The organism is Rhodococcus artemisiae, assembly GCF_036327795.1.
GTDB classification, from domain to species: Bacteria; Actinomycetota; Actinomycetes; order Mycobacteriales; family Mycobacteriaceae; genus Rhodococcus; species Rhodococcus artemisiae.
The window spans coordinates 277593-299153 of record NZ_JAUTXY010000006.1 but is presented as its reverse complement, the minus strand read 5'-3'; the positions used below and the strand labels follow the sequence as shown (position 1 = coordinate 299153).

Genomic DNA, 21561 nt, shown 5'->3' with positions numbered 1-21561 from the left:
CAGCCACCGTGCCGAGGCTTCACGCCTCGAGCTCACGCCCTTGCTGAAGCCAAAGCGCTCGCCCACGACCTGGCCGAACAGGGCATCCCTGTCTGCGACATCGGCGCGATCCTCGACGTCACCTTCCAACGAGCCAGCCAACTCGTGAACTCGTAACTCACACCACCTCGGTCGAAAACGCCCGCCTCACGAATGCGTTGAGGCGCAGTGCGTCACGGGGGTCTGGATAGCAGAAAGGCAGGACCTGACCACCGTTTCGACTGGCCAGAGCTTATTCACTGGAGCCCCCTGTTCCCTTTCCCAGGCGGAAAACTCCTTCGCTACCTACATCGTCTACGAGTTCTTCGACCGGATCGAGAAGTTCACCGACGAGCGGCGGAACGCGTATCCGTGGGTTGGCACGCTCGAGGGCCACAAGTCCCGCGAGGTCGTCATGCCCGGGTTCGTCGCCGAAGCGCTGGCGCGCCAGTGTGAGGGCAAGGGACGCGACGACCTGCTGTGGCCGTCCAGGACCGGCGGCTTCCTCGGGCCACCCTCCGCGCACGACTCGTGGCTATCAGGGGCGGTCCGGCGATGCCAGCTCCGGGGCGAGTTCCCCCGCGTCACGGTTCACGACCTGCGCCACACGGCCGCGTCCCTGATGGTCTCCGCCGGAGCGAACGTGAAGGCCATCCAACGGTCCCTGGGCCACGAGTCTGCGGCGATGACCCTCGACACCTACGCGGCCCCTGTTCGAGGACGATCTCGACGATGTGGCGGACGCGCTGGAGGCGTTCGCGTCCATTCGGGGTCCAGATACGACGAAAGGGGCCGACCCCGTCTCCGGAATCGGCCCCTGACCAGCGCCTAAGCCGCTGGAATGATGGAGCCCCCTGTCAGGATTGAACTGACGACCGCTCGCTTACAAGGCGAATCCTCAAGCGATTCTGGACGATTCGATGCGCGGCACGACGCGCTTACCTGCATCGATCCGATTCGACACGAGGCGATCCGGGGCCCCGCGGTGCGCACGTTGTGACAACCGTGTGACAACTTTGCCCCTTGGCGCCGATTCCGCTCACTACTCAGTCATCGTCGCACGTCTGTTCGACTCGAGGTAACGTCTCCTCGCGTGGGCGGTGGGGCTTCGGTCCGGGAAGCATCGCCCACGCCCCAACGACAAAAGCGGCCCCACCCTCGTGAAGAGGGTGGGGCCGTAGTCGTGTGTAGGTCAGGCAGGCTGGTCGGGTTCGACGTCCTCGACGGGAACCTCGGGGGTCTCGGGCTCGGGCACAGCATCCTCGTGCAGATCGTCGAGGGCCTGGGCGCCGGCCTCCAGACGCGAGAAGTCCAGGTTTTCCCCTGCCTCGACCTGAGCCTTCAGGTCAGCGATACCGCCGACGATTTCGGTGCGGGCCTTGTCGAGCTGGTCCGCGATGGCATTGATCTTGTCCTGGTTCGACACGATGGTCCACCTTCCTGTTGCTACTACGACCGCGGCGATCGCTGCGGTCTCGATCAGTCGCCACATGGCGACACCTCCCCTGGGTTGGGGCTGGGTTGTGGGTGGTTCGTAACGGCATCGCGGGAGGCGTTATGGGCGGGTGGTCAGTACGTCCAAGATGCGACCCGGAACGACCTACGGGAGAATCCCGGCCTATGTACGAACACGAGGACAGGATCACCGCACCCTGGTTGTGGACAGTCGGAATCGTCTACTTGATCTCAGCTATAGCCCTCGCAGGAGTGTTCATGTACAACCACGAACACGGCACCTACAAAGAACGGCACCCTGAGGTGTACGAGCAGCTGCTCGGCAACTGAACAGGCGCCGCCTGAATCTGTGGTGCAGAATTCCCTGCATGACGCTCAGAGGTTGGCTCGCCAACGGACCCGCCGCATCAGCACTTCTGCATCCGAAACTCCGGCTCTCGCTCCTGCGCAGCGCAGGAGCGAAGATCGGACGCGCACGGATCATGCACGGCACCACGATCGGCGGCGACATCTCCGGGCTGACCATCGGCGACGGAACATTCCTCAACACCGGATGCTCCCTCCACCCCACCGGCGGCATCACGATCGGCAACAACGTGTCGTTCGGTCCGCGAGTGGTCATCATGACCGGCACCCACGACATCGGACCCGGCGCGAAGCGTGCATCAGACCCGACTCGATTCCAGCCGGTCACCATCGCTGATGGTTCGTGGCTCGGAGCTGGGGTCCTCGTCAACCCCGGTGTCACGATCGGGGCCGGCTGCGTCGTTGCGCCCGGTGCGGTCGTGACGAAGGATTGCGAGCCGAACGGGCTCTATGCCGGTGTCCCTGCAATACGTAAGCGAGACTTGGAACCGTGACGCAACGATCCACCCGGGACGCTCCGCCTGCTCGCCACTCGCATATCGACGCTTCGAACTGCGAGAAGTGCGGCCACCCCCGCGAGGGGATCGCGGCCTCTGTGTGGGGGAACCGGATCCGCGTCGCGCTGGGGAAACCTCTTCTCAGGCCGGAGTGCACCAGCCACAGTCTCAATGCGTTCGACGATCCGGTGATGTGCGAATGCCGGGACCTTGCCCATTCCAGTTCGGTGGTGTCCGGTCTGGATACTGCGGTGCTGGGGATCGTGTTCGACTAGTTCGACGTCGGGGCCCATTCGCCGCCTTGCCGCACCTGCAGGGCCGCATCGACCCAGGCGCCGCCTTGGCGGACCTTGACCGCAGCATCCACCCAGGCACCGCCTTGGCGAACGCGGGCACCGGATGCCGCGACCGGGTGTTCCTGCTCGACGTTGCCGACCGCGAGCGCGTGCGCGTAGAAGTCGACGACCTCGTTCGGCCGGTAGTGGTCGGGACTCAGGTGCGTTCCGGTCACCGTCATTACCTGTGTCGATGCGCTGCGATAGTCCAGGCCGCGTGCCTTGAACTGGTCGGCGTGCTCGGTCTTCGGCGTGGTGGTGTCGTCGGGTGACGCCCAGAACTTGAAGTGCATCGTGGCGTAGTCGTTCATCGTGCCGACGAACGGCGCGTAGTCCGCAGACTGGGCCGCGAACGTCGAGGCGTTCGCCCCGTACGCGGCCCGGATGTCTGCCGATGAGCTGCCGGAGTCGGACACCCACTGGAAGTTGAGTGCCGGGGCGACGGCGGCGACGGCACGAAGAGTGGGGATGATCTTCCGGCGGGTGGCGACCATGACCACACCGCCACCTTGCGACTGGCCGAAGAACATCGTGTCGGTGACATTCCACAGGTCGGCGCACCACTCGTACAGGTTCGCCATGTGCGTCATGGCCTCCGCGTTGCCCCACGTGTTCTCGCCGAGCTGCCCCGCGACCACGACGTACCCGGCGTCGAGCAGAGCATCGCGGACGGTCTTGCCGTTGCCCGAGTCCATCGTCGCGTCACTGCCGTTCGTGCCGTGCGTGGCAATGACCAGCTTCACGTCTGCCCCGTCTTCGAGGGCTACGGGTGCGCACACCGTTGCGCGGTCGCTGGTGCCGTTCGGGTACACGCGGGCACTGCGCCACGCGACACCACCCGAGGTCGTTCCGGTCGCTACCGAGGTTTCATCAGGCCACGCCATGTCAGGCCCCCAGGGTTTGGCCGTAGAGGTCGGCGAGTTCCTCGAGAACGTCCTTCACTTCGGTGTCGGTACAGGCACGGTTGACGATCGCGAGATCCGCGATGTCGATGCGGCTGTATTCACTCGACGCGGCGGGTCCGCGCCCGAGGCGCAGGTCTGCCTGGTTCACGATGTTGGTGGTGCCTGTGATCGGTGTGCGCTTGTGCCGGTACAGCGCCGAGGATGCGCCGTCGAACACTGCGGCGATGATCCGCCACCCTGAGGTCGAGGTCCACGAGTCGTAGATGCTGTTCGGTGCCGATCCGGAGGAGAGCATCCCGCCGGTGGTTCCGTTCGAGGAGAGTCGGATCGACCGGAAGCTTCCCGACGTCATGGAGGCGACAGCCCGTCCACCGGCACTGCCCGCGGTCTGCAGGTCGCACACGATGAAGATCGTCGACGGTCCGGTGATGTCCTCGTGGTCGAGGTCCATGTACTGGTTCGTGCCGTTGAACGAGAGCACCTTGCGGCCGTTGAGTGCGGAGTGGGCGAGCGTCGGTGCCACTCCGGAGGAGGCAACGAGTGGACTGGTCCAGGCGCCGACAGTGGGGGCGAACGAGGTGACCTCGCTGCCGTTCCCTGCGGTGAGGGCATCGGGCTTCCAGCGGGCGGAGAGGCCCGAGAGCGTGTCGAGGACAGACTCGGTGATCGTCGGCTGCACCCAGATCGTTCCGTCGGGGACCGCGCCCGGGTCGACGCTGGAGATGAGGATCTTGTTCGCCAGGGAGGCAGGGGCGTACCGGAGATCGGCCTCGTCCTCGTCGATCTTGCCGGTGATCACGGAGTCGGTAGGCCGCACATAAGTGTTGTGTAGGACCGTTTCTACCGCGTCCGGGAGACCGGTGCCGGAGGAGGCCGCATCGTCGAACGAAATCAATTTCTTGGCCACGATGGCCTCCAATCAGATCAGGTACAGGCCGGGATTGTTCGGGTCCTCGGTCAGGCCCGCCGACGATGGGGAGAAGAGACCGGAGCCGGGCGGATCCTCCACCAGCGACCCGCCACCGCCTCCGGTCGGTGGGTCCGTCCAGGCGAGTGCTCCCCCCGACTTGGCGAGCACCTGCCCATCAGCGCCACCCGGCGGCATCTTGAAATACGTTGCCGACGGCGGGGGAGTGACGACGGACTCGATCAGATCCCACAAGTCCACCGATGTACCGGACGGGACCATCGCTTCCCACGACCGGAATCGGCCACCCGTCGACAGGGAGATCTGTACGGGCCCGGGGTCGACGACGGGACTGCCGGTGATGACACCGGCGACAACGGGAATGTCGTAGGTACGTTCGTCGACGACCGCGTCAGCGCCGGCGTTGCGTCGTACTGCGAGTGCGCGGACTCGTAGAGTGCCGGTGGCGGGCCGCCCGGCCACATCCTCCACCGAGCCTGTAATGGTGGGCATCAGGTTACGTCCTCTCCGAGAATGCCTTTGCGGGCTTTGCCGTTACGCTCAGCCTCGAGGACCCGCACCTGTTCGGCCGGATCTGAATGGTCGAGGTAGTCGTTCACCTCGGCGACGGTGCGATCGGCAGGGTTGAACGGAGACAAAGCAGGTGTCGCCTCCGATTCGATCAGCACGTATCCGCCCGCGAGCTGCAGCGCCAGGTGATGGTTCGGTTCATCGGTGGTGTACGAACCATCGCGTTGCCGCATGTCACTGGCCACTCCGTACTCGTCGGAGACGAGGACACACACCTTCCCCTTCTGCCCGTACATCGGCGGCTGGTGATACACGATCAGATGATTCGATCCATCGACCGGCGGATCGACTCGATACAACGTCGCCGGCCCCGCATACACGTCGGGGATCTCTGCAACAATTTCGGCTGTGGGCATCGCAGGTCGACGCTCCTTCTATGCGGTAGTGGTGAACACGGCTTGCATCGAGAAGTTCGAGCGTTGCCCGTCGGCATCCACCGAACGGACCCGCACCGCGTAAGGCGTGGACGGTGTCAGGTTGGTGAGGTTGAAGCCTGTGGTCGGCGATGTACCGGCCAGGTCACCGTTGGCTGAAATCTCGTAGCTCACCGGTGGGACACCGAGTGTGGGTGCTGCCCATGTGACGATCGCCGACGTGGACGAGATGTTCGACACCAGCACATCGGACGGCGGGAACGGGACGGTGACAGCAGTGTTGATGATGGTGGTGACATAGACCGCGCCGCTCGCACCGATGCCGCCGTTGCCAGCGAACCCGAACGAGATGTACGCGCCGCCTCCACCTCCGGGGCCTTGCGGCCAGCCACCGTCACCGCCTCGACCACCATTGCCGCCGAGGACGGCGCCCTGGCCGCCTCCGCCGCCGCCAGATCCTGCGCCGACCTTGCCGGCGCCGACGCTGAATCCGTTCTCACCGCGGCCGCCGCTACCGTCCGGGCTGCCCTTGCCGCCCGGGTCGAAGCTGCCCGCGGATCCTGCGGTGCCGCCGTTGCCGTTCGATCCGCCGGTGCCGCCGCGCATGCTGAAGGTGTTGTTGCCGGTTCCGTAGCCAGCCGGTTGGCCACCGGTGGCGACGGCCAGCACACCGAACGCGGCATCACCTCCGGCGCTGCCTCGGGATCCGTCGGATGTCGCTCCGGCGCCCGGGCCGCCGAGGATCACCTCGACTTCATCCGGAAGATCTTCCGGGTTGAACTCGAGTTTCGTCCAGCCGCCGGAGTATCCACCGGTGCCGCCGCGATATGCGCCACCGTTGCCGCCGTTGTTCGATCGGCCACCACCCGAGGAGGAAGCGAGAACGTCGACGATCACACGGGTCGCGCCCGGAGGTTTGACCCACACATCGGAAGTGGAGAATGTCGCGATCTGACCTTTTTCGGTGCCGACGACGATCTCGTCGATGCGGTTGTCGAGGCGCACCACTTCGCGGTGGGTGTAGTCGCCGCGGGCGTAGGTGCCACCGATGTTCTGCTGCGCGGTGTTCCAGGCGCTCAGTGGGATCTTCATTTTGTTTTTGGCGTCGGCTTCGGTCATTGCCTGCCACGACGCGAAATCACCGATCCCCAGCGAACCATCAGGACTGGACTGATTCGGGGCAGTCATCGACCCTCACCTATCTTGTCGGCTCGCTGCTGCGCAATCAATGCGATCAGTCGATGGGTCAACGCGAGTACGAGGATCGACACGGTCGCTGACCTCACTTCGTTGCGGCCCGTGTAGTCACCGAACCACCACACGGAGATCAGCTGTGACCCGATCAGCACCAGCGAGCCAGCCACATACATCAGGGACCGTCCACCTGTCGTGGCGCGCCAATCCGACACCAACGCGTACCGCACCACGAACACCGCGGCCAGAACCGTCATCGACGTGAGAAGGATGCGAGCCTCGGTCTCAGCACCAAACAGCAGCACAACCGCAGCACACGCCAACGCGACTGCGGCGAGAATGAGGTGCCTCACGCGTGCCTCCTTCGTCTCATCGCGGCCGTAGCCGACGCACCAAACCCATTGACTCTCAGAGCTTTTTCGGCGCGGTCCGCCAAGTGCTCGACATACTCTCGATCCGCCCGCACATCCTCGAGTTCCTGCTCGGTGACCATCCGTTCCGCCCGGGCCCGTTGCACTTCGGTCGAGTCGGGATGCTTCCTCCGAAACCACCTCACGAACCCTCCCCTTCTCCGAGTTTCTTGAGGGCGTCAGCGATGTGCACCGACAGTTCGATCTTCGGAATGAGCAGGGAAATCTGCATTGCCTGCTCGTCGATGATCTGTCGCTGCGCCACCTTGTCCGCACGATGCTCGGCAATTTGCTGGTCCTTCTCTGCGAGCGCTGATCGGTACTGCCGCCTGGGGACCAGGCCGCCGCCGAGGATGAGTAGGACCGTGAGCGCGAGGAGTCCGGAGAGTCCGAGGTCGGCGACGGCGATGCCCGCCACGGATTCCATGCTCTACCGTCCGAGGTATCGGTCGGCCTCTGCGCGGAGACGTTCTCGGATGTCCTGGACGCTCAAGCGTTCTTCTTCGGCGTGCGAGATCGCGCGATTGAAGTGATCGACGACCGGCGTCGCCTGAGCCATCACAGGTTCGGCTGCCGTTCGGGCGCGCTCCGTGAGCGCGTCCTTGATCTCCTGAACATCGAGTTTGGTGATCTTCGCCGGGGCGTTGCTCACATTCCGACGGGCCAGCTCGCCACCACCGGCGAGCACGAGACCGAGCACGCCGCCGACCGCTGCGGTCAGGGTGTCGCTGAACTCCTGCGTGACCAGACCGCCAGCAACCAACGCGACAAGCGCGGCACCAATCACGACCTGGGCGACATACGCCCACTTACGAAACTCGGGACTCGACAACATCAGTTGCCCGCCTTTCCCTTGAGGATGGCGAGGACCTCATCGAGCTTGTCGCTCTCAGCCTCGGACAGGTCCAGTAGCTTCGCCGTGCGCGACGCCGCCGTGAACGAATGCCGGTCCGCAGTGAACAGGAGGGACGCCGCCGAGAACGGCTTGCCGTCGACGAGTGAGGGCTTCGGGTCGATCAGGAAGTTCCACAGATCACGGATCTTGTCTCGCATCTCTTCTTGCTCGTGCTGAGGCAGCATGTCGAACAGTCCTTCCGAGCCTTGATGATTGATGTGCTGCTGGACGTCGCGGCGGGCCGAATCCATGTCGATGCCGCCCGGATCCCACTTGCCTTGTGCCTTGCCCGCCCAGTCCTTGTGGCCGAGCACGCGTGAACTGTCACGTCCGAGCTTGCGGAGGATCGCGGCGGTGCCGCGCACGTACGCGCCGTACTGCGCAGGCGACCAACCTTCGGTGCCGGAGTTCTCCGCCTCGATACCGATCATGAGCCGGTTCGCGTCGTTCGTCGGCAGGCCCGGGTAGGAGCCGACACCGGCGTGCCACGCGATGCCGACACCGCACAGCGTGAACTTGCCGTTGCGGTCCAGGTGCAGCTGTGAAGCGAGTCCGAGCGTGGGGTGCTCGGCGATCGCGCGCGGTCCCGGCGCGGAGCCGGCGGGGGCACCGGTGTGGTGCCACATGACGCCCCAGATTTCCCCGAAGTCGCCCTTGCCGCGGTTGAATGCGCCTGGGTAGATGTCGCATTTGAGTCCCGCAGCGCGGAGTACGTCGGCGAGCCAGATGGGGTCACCCACGGTGTGCACCTCCTGTCGAGGGGGAACCGGAGAGGAAGTCTGCTGTCCTGCGATCCGGTCGTAGAGTTGCTGCGCCTCACCCATCCGCTGGTCGTAGCGATCCGGGTAGGCGGACTTCTGGACCGCCTGCGCGTACCAGCCGGGGCTCCGCGAGGAGTCGAGGTAGTTGAGCTTGTCCAGTTCAGCGAAGAACATCTTCGCGGACTCGTACGGGCTCATCCGCTGCGCGACGGTGCCCCACCACGGGGCGCGCTGCTGAAACAGGCCGACCGAGTTCGCATCCGATCCGACACGCTCGTGCGGGAAGTTCAGCGACTGTGGGTCGCCGCGGTTGGCGTACATGTACCAGTCACATTCGACCGACACGGTTGCGAAGGCGATGACGATGCCCTTCGGCTGGATCCCCATGTCGCGGCCAGCGCGCAGAATCTCACGTGCGTACTCGTCCCGTTTCGGTGCCATCACAGCCTCCCTTCACGGTTCCATTGCAGGACCACTTGGCGGATCGACTCGAAGTACGAGTGGTGCACACCGTCGGTCGCATCGATGCCGAGTGCCGCGCACGCGCCGAGAATCACCCCGACCGTCACACCCAACTGCTCCGCGACCTCGTCGACGAGCATCATGTCCGGCGACATCACGGGGCCCTCCGATACGCCATCGCCCGTTTGATGCGCACCTGATCGCGGATCGCCGCGCACCGATCACCCGGAACATTCGACGACGCGCCCTTCACCGTCAGCCCGATCTCTTGCGCCACCGCGATCACCTCCTTCGAGGTTGCGTTGATCCGCTTCGCGAGCTCGTGCACGCGCATCGAATCCGGCCACCGCGGTTCGTCGACGATCTGCACCGGCGACATGTTCGGTGCCGGTTCACCTTCGAGTTCGAGCGCCTGCCGCCGGATCTCGTCCTGCATCACCTTCGACAGCTTCGTGATGTCGATGTCCGGGCGTTCATGATCCGGCGGGGTGTCCTTCCACTCACCGGCCGCGAACATCGGCGAGATGTCCCCGGCCTGCGGCGGGTGATACCAGACCGTCTGCTCGGCCGTGAGCCGGGCGCCACAGTCATACAGGCGCCTCGACACCTCCCGCAGATACTCGATCGGGAACGGGAACGGAGCTCCCTTCATGCCAGGGATCGCGACCAGCATCCACAGGAATATCTCCTCCGGATCGTCCAGGTCGCAGTTGTCGCGAGTCGGTAGCTCACCAACGGGTACAGCCATGTGCGGGTTCTCCTGATTGCTCAGAACACGCCGAGAGCAGAGATCATCGACAGCATGTGCTCGATCTTCTCCATGGCGCGTTCAGCGGGGTCTTTCAGTGCAGACCGGTCACCGATCACCGGCATCCATTCGGCGGCACTGTCGCGGTTCCACGACAACGTCAACTCACGGACCCGGTCGACGTGAACCTGTCCGGTCCAGTCACCGGCGATGGTGGCGCCGATACGGTCGTCGAGGAAGAAGTGGCCTTGCCCGTTGTCACCGATCAGCCAGGGTGCGCCGTCGACGACAGTGAGTTCGTGCGCGAACCGTCCTCGGGTGGCCCAGAATCCGGTGCGCAACACCATCAGTGAGCTGAGGGTGTAGGCGCGGTTGGCGCCGTCCTGGAAGTACTCGTAATACCGAGACCATCCCGAATTGTTCGCTCGCTGAACACTCTTGATCGAATGCCAGGCCAATATGGTGTCGCTGTACAGGGGCTGAAGCACCGCGTCCAAAGCCCCGCCTATGGGGGGCGCGAACGGAATCATCGCGGTCAGGTCACCCACGGTTTGGATCGCCGCCGAGATCAACTCGTTCACACCGGGCATCGACTTACCACCCGCGTTGACCTGAATACCCTTCGTCGGGATCCTGGTGAACCGCGATGTCTGAATGCCCGTCTCGTCGCCCTCGGGGTAGATCACCACCGGGAGGCGCTTCATCGTGCCCATCCAGTTCGCCTGGTAGTACTCCGACGGAATGTCGGTGTCGTTGATCAGCGATTCGGTGGTGTCGATGAAGTCGGATGCGAAGTTCGCGACCGTCTGCCGCAAACCATCCCAGATGGTGCCACCGTTGGAGGTGCCCATGTAGTAGCCGGACTTGTCGACGATGTCGACGACGAGGCAGCCGTGCCGCAGGTTCGCGCCCGGCCACGGAGCTTCGTCACCTTCGAGATAACGCCGGCACACGACCGACAGCTCGGCGTCCTCGAGGATCGGCTTCGCGATGTCATGCCACGTCTGGAACCGTGAGGCGACGAACGCCCACAGGATCCCGTCGTTCATGTCGTCCATGAACGAGTGCGGCTTGACGACCACCGACCAGTTCGACTGGTTGGGGCCGCTCCCACTGGACGCCAGCGGATCGTCGGGGAACTGCCACAGCGAGGTTTGCTCGCGCATGATCTGGAAGAACAGTGTCGTCAGCAGAGCCCAGCGGGCACCACCGGCGAGCATGAACACGCGCGGGAACTGGATCAGGTTGATCGGCAGGAACGGGTTCGGCGGGACCTGATACCACTTCAGGTTTTCGTAGTCGTGCAGGAATCGGACGATCAGAACGATCGAGCCGTCCGACCGTTTGTCGACCGCGACGTCTTCGAGGCGGCCACCCCAGCGGGCACCGTCCTTGTCTATGGTGATGTGCACGTTGCGGTATTCGCCGCGCTCCATGCGGCCGCGTTCATCCCAGATCCAGCGGGCGACGTAGTGGTCGAATGGCAGCTCGATTTCCCCGGCGCCGGTGTCGTTGGACACCCACCCGAACGTGCCCTGATATTCGGCGGCGATCTCGCCCTGCCAATTCCACGCGCCATCCCACACACGCACCAGTGGTGGTTGCAGGCGTGCGATTTTCTCGCGTCGCTCCTGGTCGAGTGTCGCCTGCCAGATCGCGGCACACTCATCGGACAGAGGCCGATCGAGAACAGGTGCAGTCACTATTCACCACCCCAAGGACGAGGCCACAACCGTGGCTGAATGCACGACACCTTCAATCCCGGCAGTGCACCAGTCACCCACACAGGAAGCTGCGTCGGTGGCGTGTACGGCGGGATCTTGTACAGCAGCCGGTTGCCGCGCATCGCCGCGGTCGGCCGCATCGAATTCACGACATTGCGGAACGGGATCTTCATGCGATCCACCTCGGCGGTGATCCCACCACCATCAGAAGCGAGCACCTCGATGGTGAGCATCCGCTCCGAGTGATCCTTCCCCGATGCCAGATCGACCCCGGGGACGCGCGCATACTTCGGTCCCGTCCACGAATGATCGGGTAGTGCAACCGTGCCGCGGCCCGCGATGATCCACGTGTGCATCATCGGCAGCGGAGTCGGATTGGACACAGTGACGAATTGCTCCCCGGACGTGCCGGTGAACGTCACCTCCGACACGTCGGCCGGCGCCTGCCAATCCGGCTCCGGAGCAATCAGCATCACCGGCAACAGGGAATGCTCGTAATCCCACGGATCTGTCTCCATCTCCATCACCGGAGACTCGGACATGAACACACCCAGCTCACGCGGCCCGGACCGGTCCGTGGTGATGCGGATGATCGCCGGGGTCGCGTCCGGATCCCACGGATCCAGTTCGTAGTCGAACGCCTTCCGCACCTGCGAATCAGCCTCAGCCCACTCGTCAGGCGAGTGCGCGTACGACCCGATCGGCAACATCAGGTTCCGGTACCGGCGGGTGACCTTGGTGAGTTTGCCGCCGATCTCGAACGCACCCGACTTGTAGGACGTTTCCACCGGCGAGTCGTACAACCCCTGAGGGGAGGTGCCCAGATAGATGTTCTGGACACCGTCCCCTGACAGTGGGTGATGCGACCCGTCGACACCGAACAGTTCGACGAGAGCGCCCATCTAGAACCTACTTCCCGACGCGACCGTCTTCCGGCGTTCCTCCTGGCGGATCTTCTCGATCGCCTCGTACATGTCCTGCACGATCACGTTGATCTGAGAACCTCGATCCCTCATGGCGCGCAGGTGATTACCGAACGGCATGCCTTCGAGTTGTCCTTCGACGAACGCCTGTCCGGCGTTCGTGAACCGCTCATTCGCGTTCTTCTGCCACTCGGCCCACTTGTCGTCGTCGGAGGTATAGGTGTCTTCCACCCCGGTACCTCCGATCGTCGGTGTCGTGTTTCCTGCGCCCGGGAACGCTTCGCCCGCTGAGGCTGCGGTGGGATCCGATTGCGCGGGCGCCACCGTCTTCAAGGCGTCGACGAACTCCGGCTTCTCGAGGACGTCGACGAGACGCTCGAAGTGCTTCGTCATCTCCGGCGACAACACACGTTCCGGCTGAACGACGTTCTTGAGCATCAGCCCGACACCGGACGCCAAACCACCCTGGTCGTACCAGCCGTTCTGTTCCCAGAACGCCTTGGCGGACAGGGGGTCGCCGTACCGGTCCCGGATGTAGCGGGCGCCCGCGTCGCCTTGGATCTTCGGGTTGGGGTTCTCGTCCGGCAGGTATTGATCCTTCGTGCCGCCGAGGAACTGGAACAGACCGAATGCCCCCGAGTCGGGGTTGCGTGCGGTCGGGTTCCAGGACGATTCCTTACCGATGATCCAGTTCGCTGCATCCCACTGGGCGCCTTCGCCCCAGCCGTACGCGGTGAACGCTTCCCGAACCTGATCGACGATCGGACCGGACCCCGGTGCGACATCGAACGATCCGCCGGACACGCCGCCCTTCTGGTCGGCCTGCCCGAGAATCCAGTCACGCACCGAGGTGCGGAACTTGTCGAACGCGAGCTTCGGTAGCTGCCCGATCTGCGAATCCCCGAACGACGGGATCGCGTTGCCGATCGGGTCCATCACGCCGTCGAACAAACGGGCCACAACCGACCGGAGCGACTGCATCGCCGACGACGCGGCACCCTTGATGCGATCCCAGATCGACGGGTCCATCTGTCCTGCGATCGACGGGTCGAGAGCGAACGGGGCAGCGACGTGCACGTGGTTACGGTGCGCCGCCATCGTGTCCGCCCCGTAGAACCCGAACCCGTCGCCGACGTTCGATCCGTCCTTGACGTTGTTCCCGAACGGGGAGTGGATCAGCTCGAGCAGGCTGCCACCGTAGTTCTCGTAGAACCATTGGGCTGCAGCCTGCATGCCGGGCGTCGAGTCGGTGCCGTCAGAGAAGTCGACGGCCTTTCCGGCACCGTGGTGGTCGTTGCTGTTGCGGTAGGTGGAGGTGATCGTCATGCCGGGGAAGTGCTGATTGACCAGCCCGACGATCGACTCGACGATGCCGCCGTTGGCGAATGCGCCCATGAACTTCTTGACGCCCTGCACACCACCCATGCGGGCAGCCGCGTTGGCACCGTCCACGTAGTCGGAACCCATCGCCTTCGTCCACTCCGGACGCATCACAGCTTCACCGCCGCCGACGGCGATCAGGCCGGTGTCGCGCCCGGGCGTGTAGCCGGGGATAACACCACCTGATGCGTAGGCGCCGAGCAATCCGAGATCGACCGGCGCGAGCTCCTCGAGATTAAGGAACCCTGCGACCTTGTTCCAGGCCTCACGGATACCGTTGTTGTAGACGGTCTCCACCACGAACCGCACCGGCGCGGCGACGATCGACTTGATGCGATCCCACACCTGACCGATGAACCCGACCGCAGTCTCGAACGACGACTGCAGTGTCGAGAGCCCGGACTTGAACGACTCCCACACCGGAGAGACGACGTTGTCCCACACCCATTTGATGCCAGCACCGAGTGCGTCCCAGACCGGTTTGATGACGTTGTTCCACGCCCAGGAAAACGCGTCCTGCACCAGCACGAGACCGGCCTTCAAGGATTCCCACACCGGGGAGACGACACTGTTCCATACCCAGGAAATACCTGCGCCCAGCGCATCCCACGTCGGTTTGATGACGTTGTTCCATGCCCACGAGAACGCGTCCTGCACAAGGACCAAACCGGCCTTGAGTGCATCCCATGTAGGCGAGATCACCGAGTTCCACACCCACGAGATCGCCGCGCCGAGGGCATCCCATACCGGCTTGATCACTGATTCGTATGCCCACCGGAACGCGTCACCGAGCAGGCCGAGACCTGCCTTCATCATTTCCCAGTACGGCGAGATAACCGAGTCCCACGCCCACGTCACAGCTGCGGAGATCGCATCCCACGCAAGCATGAACGGCACGACCAGCGCAGTGGAAATCACCGCCATCAGCACGCGAGCTGCAGTGCTGATGAAGTTGAACACCGGTGAGATCACCGACGTCCACAGCCAGTTCGCCTTGTCGCCCAACCAGCCGACCGCAGTCGTGATCCCATTGAATGCCGGAACGAGCGCCGAGTTCCACAGCCAGACAGCCTTGTCGCCGACCCACTGGAACGCGCCGACGATCCAATCGATGGTCGGCTTGAGCACGTTGTCCCACGCGGCCGAGGCAGCGTTCTTGATGCCCTCCCAGGCGCCCTGCACGATATTCCGGAACGTCTCAGACTTCTGATACGCGAGCACCAGCGCAGCGCCGAGAGCGACAACACCGGCGATGATGAGCCCCACAGGGTTCGCCTTCATCGCAATGTTCATCGCCCACTGCGCCGCAGTACCCGCCTGCGTCACCGCGGTCCACGCCGCCTGCGCGATCGTGATCGTCTTCGTCACCGCCGCGTACGTCGCGATACCCGCGACGACAGGGGCCAGCACCAGACCGACAGTCTTGAGCGTGTCAGCGTTGCGCATCAGGAACGACGCCATCGTGTTCAATCCATCGAGCAACTCGCCGGTGATCTGACGTTTGAACGTCTCGAACGCCACACCCACACCAGAGTTCAGCGTGTTACCGGCCTCCTCAGCGGAGCCCGCGAATCCGGCCATGTTCTCGCCGGCGCCCGTGAGCCCTTCCAGGAACGCGGGGATCTGGTCGACCGAGAGATCCTCGAGCGGAGTCCCGAACAAGGCGATCGCGGTGTTCGCGCGTTCGGCTGGATCCTCCATGCCGAGCAACGCTTGAGCGGTCGACTGCAGCGCATCCTTCGCGCCTTCGCCGCCCGCTGCGATCTGTGTTGCCATCTGGGTCGCGTCGAGACCGAGGGCCTTGAACGCATCAGTCGACGCAGTCGACATATCGGAACCGCGGATCGTGAATTCCTTCAGCGCATCACCGGTCTTGTCGAGCGCAAACTTGCCCTGCTCCGCGGCCGAGACGAGCAGTGAGAACGACTCCTCGCCGTTCAACCCGAGTGCACGGAAGTTGGTTCCATACTCCTGCAGGATCTCCGGCAACTCCTCACGCATCGCCGCGGGGACACGCTGGAACGACGCGGTCATCAGGTCGAACGCCTCGGTCGAATCCTTCGCCAGCCCATTCGTCACGAGCAGGGACGCGGTCTGGATTGAAGTTCCGACATCCTGGTCGAAGATCGTGGAGAAGTTGAGGGCGCTCTGGGAGATCTCCTCCATCGACTTTTCGCCCTCGAACCCGGCTGTGGTGAATGCCGACGCGACCATGCCGATCGTGTCGGCGGCCTCCTCCATCGACTCACCGAACCCGGCACGGTACAGGGTGCCCGCCTTCACTCCATACTCGGCAGCGAGGTCACCGGTCGCCCCCATCTGGGCGGCAAGCTTGTTGGTGATCTGCTGGTTCTCGATGCCCTGCATCCCCAGCTCGATCGCCGAACCGATACCGACGACCGCGGTCGCGAGGCCGGCCACCTTCCCCGCGGCACCGGACGCAGCCTCCCCGAAGCGACCGAACCCACCCGCCGCCTGATCGGTGGACTCGTCGACGTCGTCGGTCGAGTTCGCCAGATCGGACTGCGCGCGAGACAGATCGTCGACGGACTGTTCACGCCGACGTGTTGCCTGCTCTGCGTCACGCTGAGCCTGCCGCAGGTTCTCCTCGGCACGGATCAGTTGGGATGCTGTCGCGTCTCCGCGAGCTCGCGTTTCGTTGAGTTCCGCCTCTGCGACGCGCGCGCGTCCGGCTGCATCAGCCTCATCTTCGCGGGCCTGCTTCATTCGCTGCGATGCTTGCCGGACCTTACCCTCGGCGCCCTGGACACCGCTGGCTATGTTGTTGCCGACCTGGACGCCGAGCTGCTGCGACTGATTCAGCAGCGGCCGCATCATCTGCTGGAGATTGCCCTGCAGTCCCTGGAGTACAGGGATCACCTGAAGTGACGCGTATCCAACTACCTCAGTCACGGGCTACCCCTCTTCTGTTGAGATTTCCGCATTGCGCGCCATTGCTCGGCGGCGCTTCTCTGCGATCCGCTTGCGTCTGATCTGTGCGCGCCGCGGCGTCTCACGGCGATCGACGCCCTTCTTCGGCTTCGGCCGAGCGGGATGCGGCTTGCCGGACATCACATGAATCAGATCGGCCAGGAGGAACTGTTCGTCATCCCAACGTGGGCGGCCGTCGTTGTACTGCTTGACGATTCGGGAGTCACCCGGAAGGTCTTGGATGTACACCCAAATCTCACGGAGTGTGAGCTTCCGGGTGCCATCGAGGTCGAATCTCCACCGGTCCGAGTAGCGGACCCCGTAGACGCGGCGTAGGTCCGCCTCTACGAGGTCTGCGTGCTCGTCGAGAAGCCGGTAGAGGCTGGTCAGTTTCCCGTCGTACCGAACCCGAACTCTTCGGCGATCTTGTCGCTGAACACGTTGAAGTCACGACGGGTGGGGTTCGTCGACAGGTACATCCCCCACTGGCGCGGGCCGAGCAGATGCTCGATCGCGTCGATGCCGAGGTTCTTCGAGAACGCCTGGATCGCGAGAAGAGGCCAGTCGTCCTGGTCGGCGATGATCTCGAAGGTGCGGCCGGCATGCTCGATGCTGATGAACTCGGCTGCTTCGGCTTCACGCTGCGCGGGCGACTTGTGGTCCTGCGGCTCCGGTGCGTTGTCCATCGCCGGTGCGTTCGTCTTGCGGGTGCGGGGAGTAGTCATGGTGTGCGGGTTCCTTCCGGGGTGCATGCGGGTTACTTGAGGGGGGAGTCAGGGGCGCGGCGAACCCGCACGGCAATACCGCGCCCCTGACGTTTCATTCCTCCGGTGCTTCGGCCGTCACTACTTCGGCCGTCTCCACCTCGGGGGAATCTGTGTGATTCACCCGGCGCGCCACCTTCGATTTCACGAGGTGTTCTGCCGAGTTGTCGTCGTACCAACGGCGTTCCCCCTTGGAGAATCGGCCGTGGTCCTTCGTGAACTGGACCTCGATCACGGCGTCACCGCGGACGCCTGCCGATCGAACACCTCGATGTCGCCACCGACCGGCTTGCCGAAGATGTTCGCGGTGATCTCGGCGCGGGTGATGTCCGACTCGTTGCGGTTGTTCGCCGGCACCGTCAGACGCGACGGCAGGACCGTGAACAAGCGCTCCACGTTGCCGAGATCGGAGGTGGTCTCGAAACCGAGCCACGCATTCACGGGCTTCGGCATCATCAGCTTCGTCGCCGTCGAACCGGGCCACACGACCGCGCGGGTGGCGTCGTTGTCCTCGAGCGCGGACAGCGTTCGGTTCAGCTTGAAGTTCCGGGTGCCGATCTTGATCAGGCCGATACCCCAACCGAAGTGCTCGGTCTCATCGAACGAGCGTTCCTCGCCGAAACCGGCCTCTCCGTCGAGGATGCCGAACTCACCCCAGCCTGTGAGGAAGTCGGTTTCCGTGACCGCCTCGTCAGCAGTCAGCGGAAGTGTCGGACGGGCGGCGGCGAGAGACAGCCACACGCGGGCGTCCTGCCAGATATTGACGTTCTCAGGCGAACGAGCCATGACGAAATCCCCTTCTCGGGTTGGATTGAAAGCTTCGAACTGTGCGGGTTCGATGGCCCACCCCGAGAAGGGGCGGATAGATGGATTCAGACAACAACGGTGCGGGACTTGACCGCCACCGTGAACGACGCCATGACGCCGCCGTTGTCGTCGCGAGCATCAAGGATCGAGGAAGGGTCCCGGACGTGAGCCACGTCCGGGACGTCCAGCGACATCAGCAGGCCGACACATAATGCCGCCAGCTCACGCGCATCCGTACGACCCGATGCCCACACCGTGACGCGGATGCGTGGTTCGGTGAGGATCGGCCACTCCGACGGTCCGCCGTCGTCGAACACGACCACAGCGGGTGGACTCTTCGTCGACCAGGACGACGGCAAAGCGAGCGCGACCGACGGCGCCAACGAGGTGCGGCCGGGAATCTCCTGTTTCAGGAAGTCCCGGACAGCCGACGCTGTATCGTCCGGAACCCGGATCGGCCCCGTCACGGCTTCTGCCTGACCTGCAGTCCGCGCTGTGCCGCGGCACGAGTGAGTGCACCGGACTTCGCCTGCCGCGCCGCCGGAACCTTCACCGACGCAGCAGACCGGTCCGTCGTGTACTCGTCGACCTTCACGCCCTTCGACGAGCCGCCCGCCGCCTGCCCGAGCGCGCGAGCCTCACGGTTCGTCATCTCACGGAACTCAGCAGACTTCAACAGCTTCGCGATACCCGCATGATTCAGGCGAACCCGACCGGGCCGCGGAGGAGTAGCCATACCGATCACCCCACTCTCGAGGTTGCAACGACTTCCATGCCGCCGAATGTGGGATCCCACTGCGGCTTCCACACGCGCACGCGCGCCCGGAACGTGCGTCCACGGATCACGAGTTCGTCGCCGTCGACGACATCCGCCCCGTGTTCGAGGAACACCGTGAACTCCACCTGTTCCCCGTCACGCCCGACAGCGTCCACTTCGTTCGTGGCGCCAGGAGCGATCGCTATCGGGGTGAGGGTGAGTTCGGGTGTGTCAACGACGATCGGGTCGCCGTTTTCATCCCAGCCGCCACCTGTGCGAAGGCGAGTGATGGTTTCCATCACTCCTCCCACAGCGGCTCGCCACCGGTGAGCCACGCTCCGCATGAGCAGTACGTGGCACCAAAGTTCAACGAGCAGATGTCGGCGTGAACGATCCCGCCGCCGGGAATCGTGTCGACCGCGAACGCGCCCGACTTGAGGCTGCACAGTTTCTGCAGTTGCTCGATCTCCGATGGCCAGAACAGCGACTTTCGTGGGTTCGATGTGTCTACGGTCTGCGAGAACGGGCCCGCAGCCTGTGACACGATCGCGCCGGTGCCGGATTCGTTCCAGCGGAGGACTGCGCCGCGGAGGATTGCCTTCGCGGCTCCTGGATTCTCGAATGCTGGATCGAGGATGCACGGTGCGATCACTGCTGCGAGCGCGAGTGCATCCTCGATCATGGCTTCAGCCTTGGCTTCGTCGATGTTCGGGGCGAAGGGAAGGAGGTCGTCGACCGTGATCGTGACAGCGGCCATGGGTCACCTCCTACTCCTCGTCGGGATCAGCGACCTTCTTGCGTGTCGTCCTGCGGGCGGGCTTCGCGTCGGCGGGCTCCCAGTCGCGGCTCAACTTCTCCGCGAGAGCGTCGTCGACGGTCACCACCGCGCCCGTGACCTTGTTCTTCAGACGAGGCATATCAGGCCGCCGCATCCTCGATCACGGCGAAGCGGTCAGCGAAGACGTACCAGCCGTAGACGATTTCCAGGCGCAGCGCGATCTGGTTGCTGCGCTTAAGGTCGCCCTGGCCGTCGGGGTCACCGAAGCGGATGACCTCGAGTGGAATGTCGCGCTGCACACCCCAGCGGATACCGGCGGCGAAGTCGCCGACGATCGCCTTGATGTTGTTGTCGGCCGCTTCCGGCTGCGCCGAGACGGTGTTCGACACCGACGCGTTGATGCCCTGGAAGTTGCTGATGCTCGTACCGAAGCCGAGATCGGGGAACTTCTTGCGTCCGTCCGTGTACCGGGCGGTCGCAAGGGTCCACGCGTACGACGGATCGAGCGCCATACCGTTCACGGACTTCTGGTCGGCGAGCAGGAGACCGACCGCGGTCTCGACGTCGATGTCGGCGCCGGCCGTTCCGATCTCCACGCGCTTCGTGGTGGAGTTCAGGTAGTTGGTCCACCCGGTGATCGCGGTACCGGTGAGCGGATTGATCCGGTAGTACAGGCCCAGATCCAGCGCGCGCGACAGTGCTACCGAGCCCGCGTTCGCGAGTTCGCTGAGGACACCGAGCTGGTAGTCCTCATCAGCCCACTGCACTTCCTCGTTGAATCGCATCGTGACCTGAGCCTTCTTCGGCGTGGCGGTCACGAACCCGAACGAACCGGTCGTGTGCGACTTCTGCGCACCCTCACCGACGAACTCTGCCTTCGGGCTGTCGTTGAACGTGATGATGTCGGTGTTGCCGAAACGCATCGGGGTGCGACCCGACAACGCTGCGACAGTGGAACCGGTGACGGTGTCCTTGACGAGACCGTCAGCGATGTTACGGGGGAGGTTCTTCAGATCTCCTGAACCGAACGTTGCCATGCTGCTTCCCTCCTGGGGGAGTTACTCGCCGCCGAACAGTCCGCGCACGAATTCGCGCTCGTCTGTTTCGGGGCCAGAATTCGGATTGTTGCCCTCACGGGGCACGTGGTTTTTCTTCTGCCGCTTGCCCGACGATTCGACGAGCCGAGTGACCTGCTTGAGCAGGATCTCCGGGTCGTTCGCCGTCAGGAACAGTTCGGCGTCGTCGGCGTCGATATTGTGGAGCGCCACGAGATGAGCCTTCAGTGCGTCCGACACCTTCGCCGGTACACTCGCCGCCTCCGATTCCGCCTTCGCGATACGGTCGGCGGCCTTTTCGGCTTCCGACTTCTGCGCTTCCTCGAGTTCGTCGAGGCGCGACGCCTTCGACTTCAACTCCTTGATCGTCGCCTTCTGCGCCGCCAGAGTCTTCACCAGAGGGTGATCGGAAGGAAGGTCCTGTGACTCCGGCTGCTGCGACTGCTGTTCTGTTCCCTCAGCGCCCGTTTCGGTTGCCTCGGCGTTCTGCTCGGACATGCGGATCCCCCGTTTCGGGTAGGCCC

General features: G+C 64.1%; 31 protein-coding genes. 3 read left to right on the top strand and 28 right to left on the bottom strand.

Going from position 1 to position 21561, the window contains the following annotated elements:
• Positions 1–271: 271 nt before the first annotated feature.
• On the bottom strand, positions 272–544 hold the full coding sequence (locus tag Q7514_RS15870) for a hypothetical protein (RefSeq protein ID WP_330134271.1): 273 nt from the start codon (positions 542–544) through the stop codon (positions 272–274).
• Here Q7514_RS15870 and Q7514_RS15865 point away from each other — a divergent pair.
• Positions 434–850: a tyrosine-type recombinase/integrase gene (locus Q7514_RS15865; protein WP_330134223.1), complete on the top strand. Its 417-nt coding sequence runs from the start codon at positions 434–436 to the stop codon at positions 848–850. The genes Q7514_RS15870 and Q7514_RS15865 overlap by 111 nt on opposite strands.
• A gap of 360 nt (positions 851–1210) precedes the next feature.
• Here the strand turns inward: Q7514_RS15865 and Q7514_RS15860 are convergent, their stop codons facing one another.
• Positions 1211–1510, bottom strand: a complete 300-nt coding sequence (locus Q7514_RS15860) for a hypothetical protein (RefSeq protein WP_330134222.1) — start codon at positions 1508–1510, stop codon at positions 1211–1213.
• 128 nt (positions 1511–1638) lie between these two features.
• Here Q7514_RS15860 and Q7514_RS15855 point away from each other — a divergent pair, with 128 nt between their 5' ends.
• The gene (locus tag Q7514_RS15855) at positions 1639–1803 is read left to right on the top strand and encodes a hypothetical protein (protein WP_330134221.1); all 165 of its coding nucleotides are present in this window, start codon (positions 1639–1641) and stop codon (positions 1801–1803) included.
• Between the two features lie 38 nt (positions 1804–1841).
• Positions 1842–2333, top strand: coding sequence for an acyltransferase (locus Q7514_RS15850; protein WP_330134220.1), 492 nt, complete (start codon positions 1842–1844; stop codon positions 2331–2333).
• A gap of 274 nt (positions 2334–2607) precedes the next feature.
• Here the strand turns inward: Q7514_RS15850 and Q7514_RS15845 are convergent, their stop codons facing one another.
• From Q7514_RS15845 to Q7514_RS15725, 26 genes are all read right to left on the bottom strand, one after another.
• Complete coding sequence (locus Q7514_RS15845) at positions 2608–3555, bottom strand: hypothetical protein (protein WP_330134219.1); 948 nt, start codon at positions 3553–3555, stop codon at positions 2608–2610.
• Between the two features lies 1 nt (position 3556).
• Positions 3557–4483 carry a LamG-like jellyroll fold domain-containing protein gene (locus Q7514_RS15840; protein WP_330134218.1) on the bottom strand — a complete coding sequence of 309 codons (927 nt, stop codon included), beginning with the start codon at positions 4481–4483 and terminating at the stop codon, positions 3557–3559.
• Between the two features lie 12 nt (positions 4484–4495).
• The gene (locus Q7514_RS15835; protein WP_330134217.1) at positions 4496–4996 is read right to left on the bottom strand and encodes a hypothetical protein; all 501 of its coding nucleotides are present in this window, start codon (positions 4994–4996) and stop codon (positions 4496–4498) included.
• Positions 4996–5430: a hypothetical protein gene (locus Q7514_RS15830; protein WP_330134216.1), complete on the bottom strand. Its 435-nt coding sequence runs from the start codon at positions 5428–5430 to the stop codon at positions 4996–4998. Before Q7514_RS15830 ends, Q7514_RS15835 begins: the two co-directional genes overlap by 1 nt.
• Positions 5431–5448: 18 nt before the next feature.
• Positions 5449–6636, bottom strand: coding sequence for a fibronectin type III domain-containing protein (locus Q7514_RS15825; protein ID WP_330134215.1), 1188 nt, complete (start codon positions 6634–6636; stop codon positions 5449–5451).
• Positions 6633–6995: a putative phage holin gene (locus Q7514_RS15820; RefSeq protein ID WP_330134214.1), complete on the bottom strand. Its 363-nt coding sequence runs from the start codon at positions 6993–6995 to the stop codon at positions 6633–6635. Before Q7514_RS15820 ends, Q7514_RS15825 begins: the two co-directional genes overlap by 4 nt.
• On the bottom strand, positions 6992–7198 hold the full coding sequence (locus tag Q7514_RS33320; protein ID WP_456239146.1) for a DUF7620 family protein: 207 nt from the start codon (positions 7196–7198) through the stop codon (positions 6992–6994). Before Q7514_RS33320 ends, Q7514_RS15820 begins: the two co-directional genes overlap by 4 nt.
• Positions 7195–7479, bottom strand: a complete 285-nt coding sequence (locus Q7514_RS15815; RefSeq protein WP_330134213.1) for a hypothetical protein — start codon at positions 7477–7479, stop codon at positions 7195–7197. The genes Q7514_RS33320 and Q7514_RS15815 overlap by 4 nt, the downstream gene beginning before the upstream one ends.
• A gap of 3 nt (positions 7480–7482) precedes the next feature.
• Positions 7483–7887, bottom strand: coding sequence for a hypothetical protein (locus Q7514_RS15810; protein ID WP_330134212.1), 405 nt, complete (start codon positions 7885–7887; stop codon positions 7483–7485).
• On the bottom strand, positions 7887–9149 hold the full coding sequence (locus tag Q7514_RS15805; RefSeq protein ID WP_330134211.1) for a peptidoglycan recognition protein family protein: 1263 nt from the start codon (positions 9147–9149) through the stop codon (positions 7887–7889). Before Q7514_RS15805 ends, Q7514_RS15810 begins: the two co-directional genes overlap by 1 nt.
• Positions 9149–9328: a hypothetical protein gene (locus Q7514_RS15800; protein ID WP_330134210.1), complete on the bottom strand. Its 180-nt coding sequence runs from the start codon at positions 9326–9328 to the stop codon at positions 9149–9151. Before Q7514_RS15800 ends, Q7514_RS15805 begins: the two co-directional genes overlap by 1 nt.
• Positions 9325–9918: a translation initiation factor IF-2 N-terminal domain-containing protein gene (locus tag Q7514_RS15795; RefSeq protein WP_330134209.1), complete on the bottom strand. Its 594-nt coding sequence runs from the start codon at positions 9916–9918 to the stop codon at positions 9325–9327. Before Q7514_RS15795 ends, Q7514_RS15800 begins: the two co-directional genes overlap by 4 nt.
• Before the next feature lie 20 nt (positions 9919–9938).
• Entirely contained in the window at positions 9939–11621 is a 1683-nt protein-coding gene (locus Q7514_RS15790; RefSeq protein WP_330134208.1) for a Gp37-like protein, read from the bottom strand.
• The gene (locus tag Q7514_RS15785; protein ID WP_330134207.1) at positions 11621–12544 is read right to left on the bottom strand and encodes a hypothetical protein; all 924 of its coding nucleotides are present in this window, start codon (positions 12542–12544) and stop codon (positions 11621–11623) included. The genes Q7514_RS15790 and Q7514_RS15785 overlap by 1 nt, the downstream gene beginning before the upstream one ends.
• Entirely contained in the window at positions 12545–16858 is a 4314-nt protein-coding gene (locus Q7514_RS15780; protein ID WP_330134206.1) for an aggregation-promoting factor C-terminal-like domain-containing protein, read from the bottom strand.
• Between the two features lie 3 nt (positions 16859–16861).
• Positions 16862–17125, bottom strand: a complete 264-nt coding sequence (locus Q7514_RS15775; protein ID WP_330134205.1) for a hypothetical protein — start codon at positions 17123–17125, stop codon at positions 16862–16864.
• A 137-nt stretch (positions 17126–17262) separates the two neighbouring features.
• Positions 17263–17601: a hypothetical protein gene (locus Q7514_RS15770; RefSeq protein WP_330134204.1), complete on the bottom strand. Its 339-nt coding sequence runs from the start codon at positions 17599–17601 to the stop codon at positions 17263–17265.
• A gap of 94 nt (positions 17602–17695) precedes the next feature.
• A complete protein-coding gene (locus Q7514_RS15765) occupies positions 17696–17875 on the bottom strand; it encodes a hypothetical protein (RefSeq protein ID WP_330134203.1) in 180 nt (59 codons plus the stop codon).
• Positions 17872–18426, bottom strand: a complete 555-nt coding sequence (locus Q7514_RS15760; protein WP_330134201.1) for a hypothetical protein — start codon at positions 18424–18426, stop codon at positions 17872–17874. Before Q7514_RS15760 ends, Q7514_RS15765 begins: the two co-directional genes overlap by 4 nt.
• Before the next feature lie 86 nt (positions 18427–18512).
• A complete protein-coding gene (locus Q7514_RS15755) occupies positions 18513–18914 on the bottom strand; it encodes a hypothetical protein (protein ID WP_330134200.1) in 402 nt (133 codons plus the stop codon).
• Positions 18911–19183: a hypothetical protein gene (locus Q7514_RS15750; protein WP_330134199.1), complete on the bottom strand. Its 273-nt coding sequence runs from the start codon at positions 19181–19183 to the stop codon at positions 18911–18913. The genes Q7514_RS15755 and Q7514_RS15750 overlap by 4 nt, the downstream gene beginning before the upstream one ends.
• A 5-nt stretch (positions 19184–19188) precedes the next feature.
• Complete coding sequence (locus tag Q7514_RS15745; RefSeq protein ID WP_330134198.1) at positions 19189–19503, bottom strand: hypothetical protein; 315 nt, start codon at positions 19501–19503, stop codon at positions 19189–19191.
• Positions 19503–19961 carry a hypothetical protein gene (locus Q7514_RS15740; RefSeq protein ID WP_330134197.1) on the bottom strand — a complete coding sequence of 153 codons (459 nt, stop codon included), beginning with the start codon at positions 19959–19961 and terminating at the stop codon, positions 19503–19505. The genes Q7514_RS15745 and Q7514_RS15740 overlap by 1 nt, the downstream gene beginning before the upstream one ends.
• A gap of 10 nt (positions 19962–19971) precedes the next feature.
• Positions 19972–20121: a DUF7302 family protein gene (locus Q7514_RS15735; protein ID WP_330134196.1), complete on the bottom strand. Its 150-nt coding sequence runs from the start codon at positions 20119–20121 to the stop codon at positions 19972–19974.
• Between the two features lies 1 nt (position 20122).
• Entirely contained in the window at positions 20123–21019 is an 897-nt protein-coding gene (locus Q7514_RS15730; RefSeq protein ID WP_330134195.1) for a phage major capsid protein, read from the bottom strand.
• Between the two features lie 21 nt (positions 21020–21040).
• Positions 21041–21535: a hypothetical protein gene (locus Q7514_RS15725; RefSeq protein ID WP_330134194.1), complete on the bottom strand. Its 495-nt coding sequence runs from the start codon at positions 21533–21535 to the stop codon at positions 21041–21043.
• Between the last annotated feature and the right edge of the window lie 26 nt (positions 21536–21561).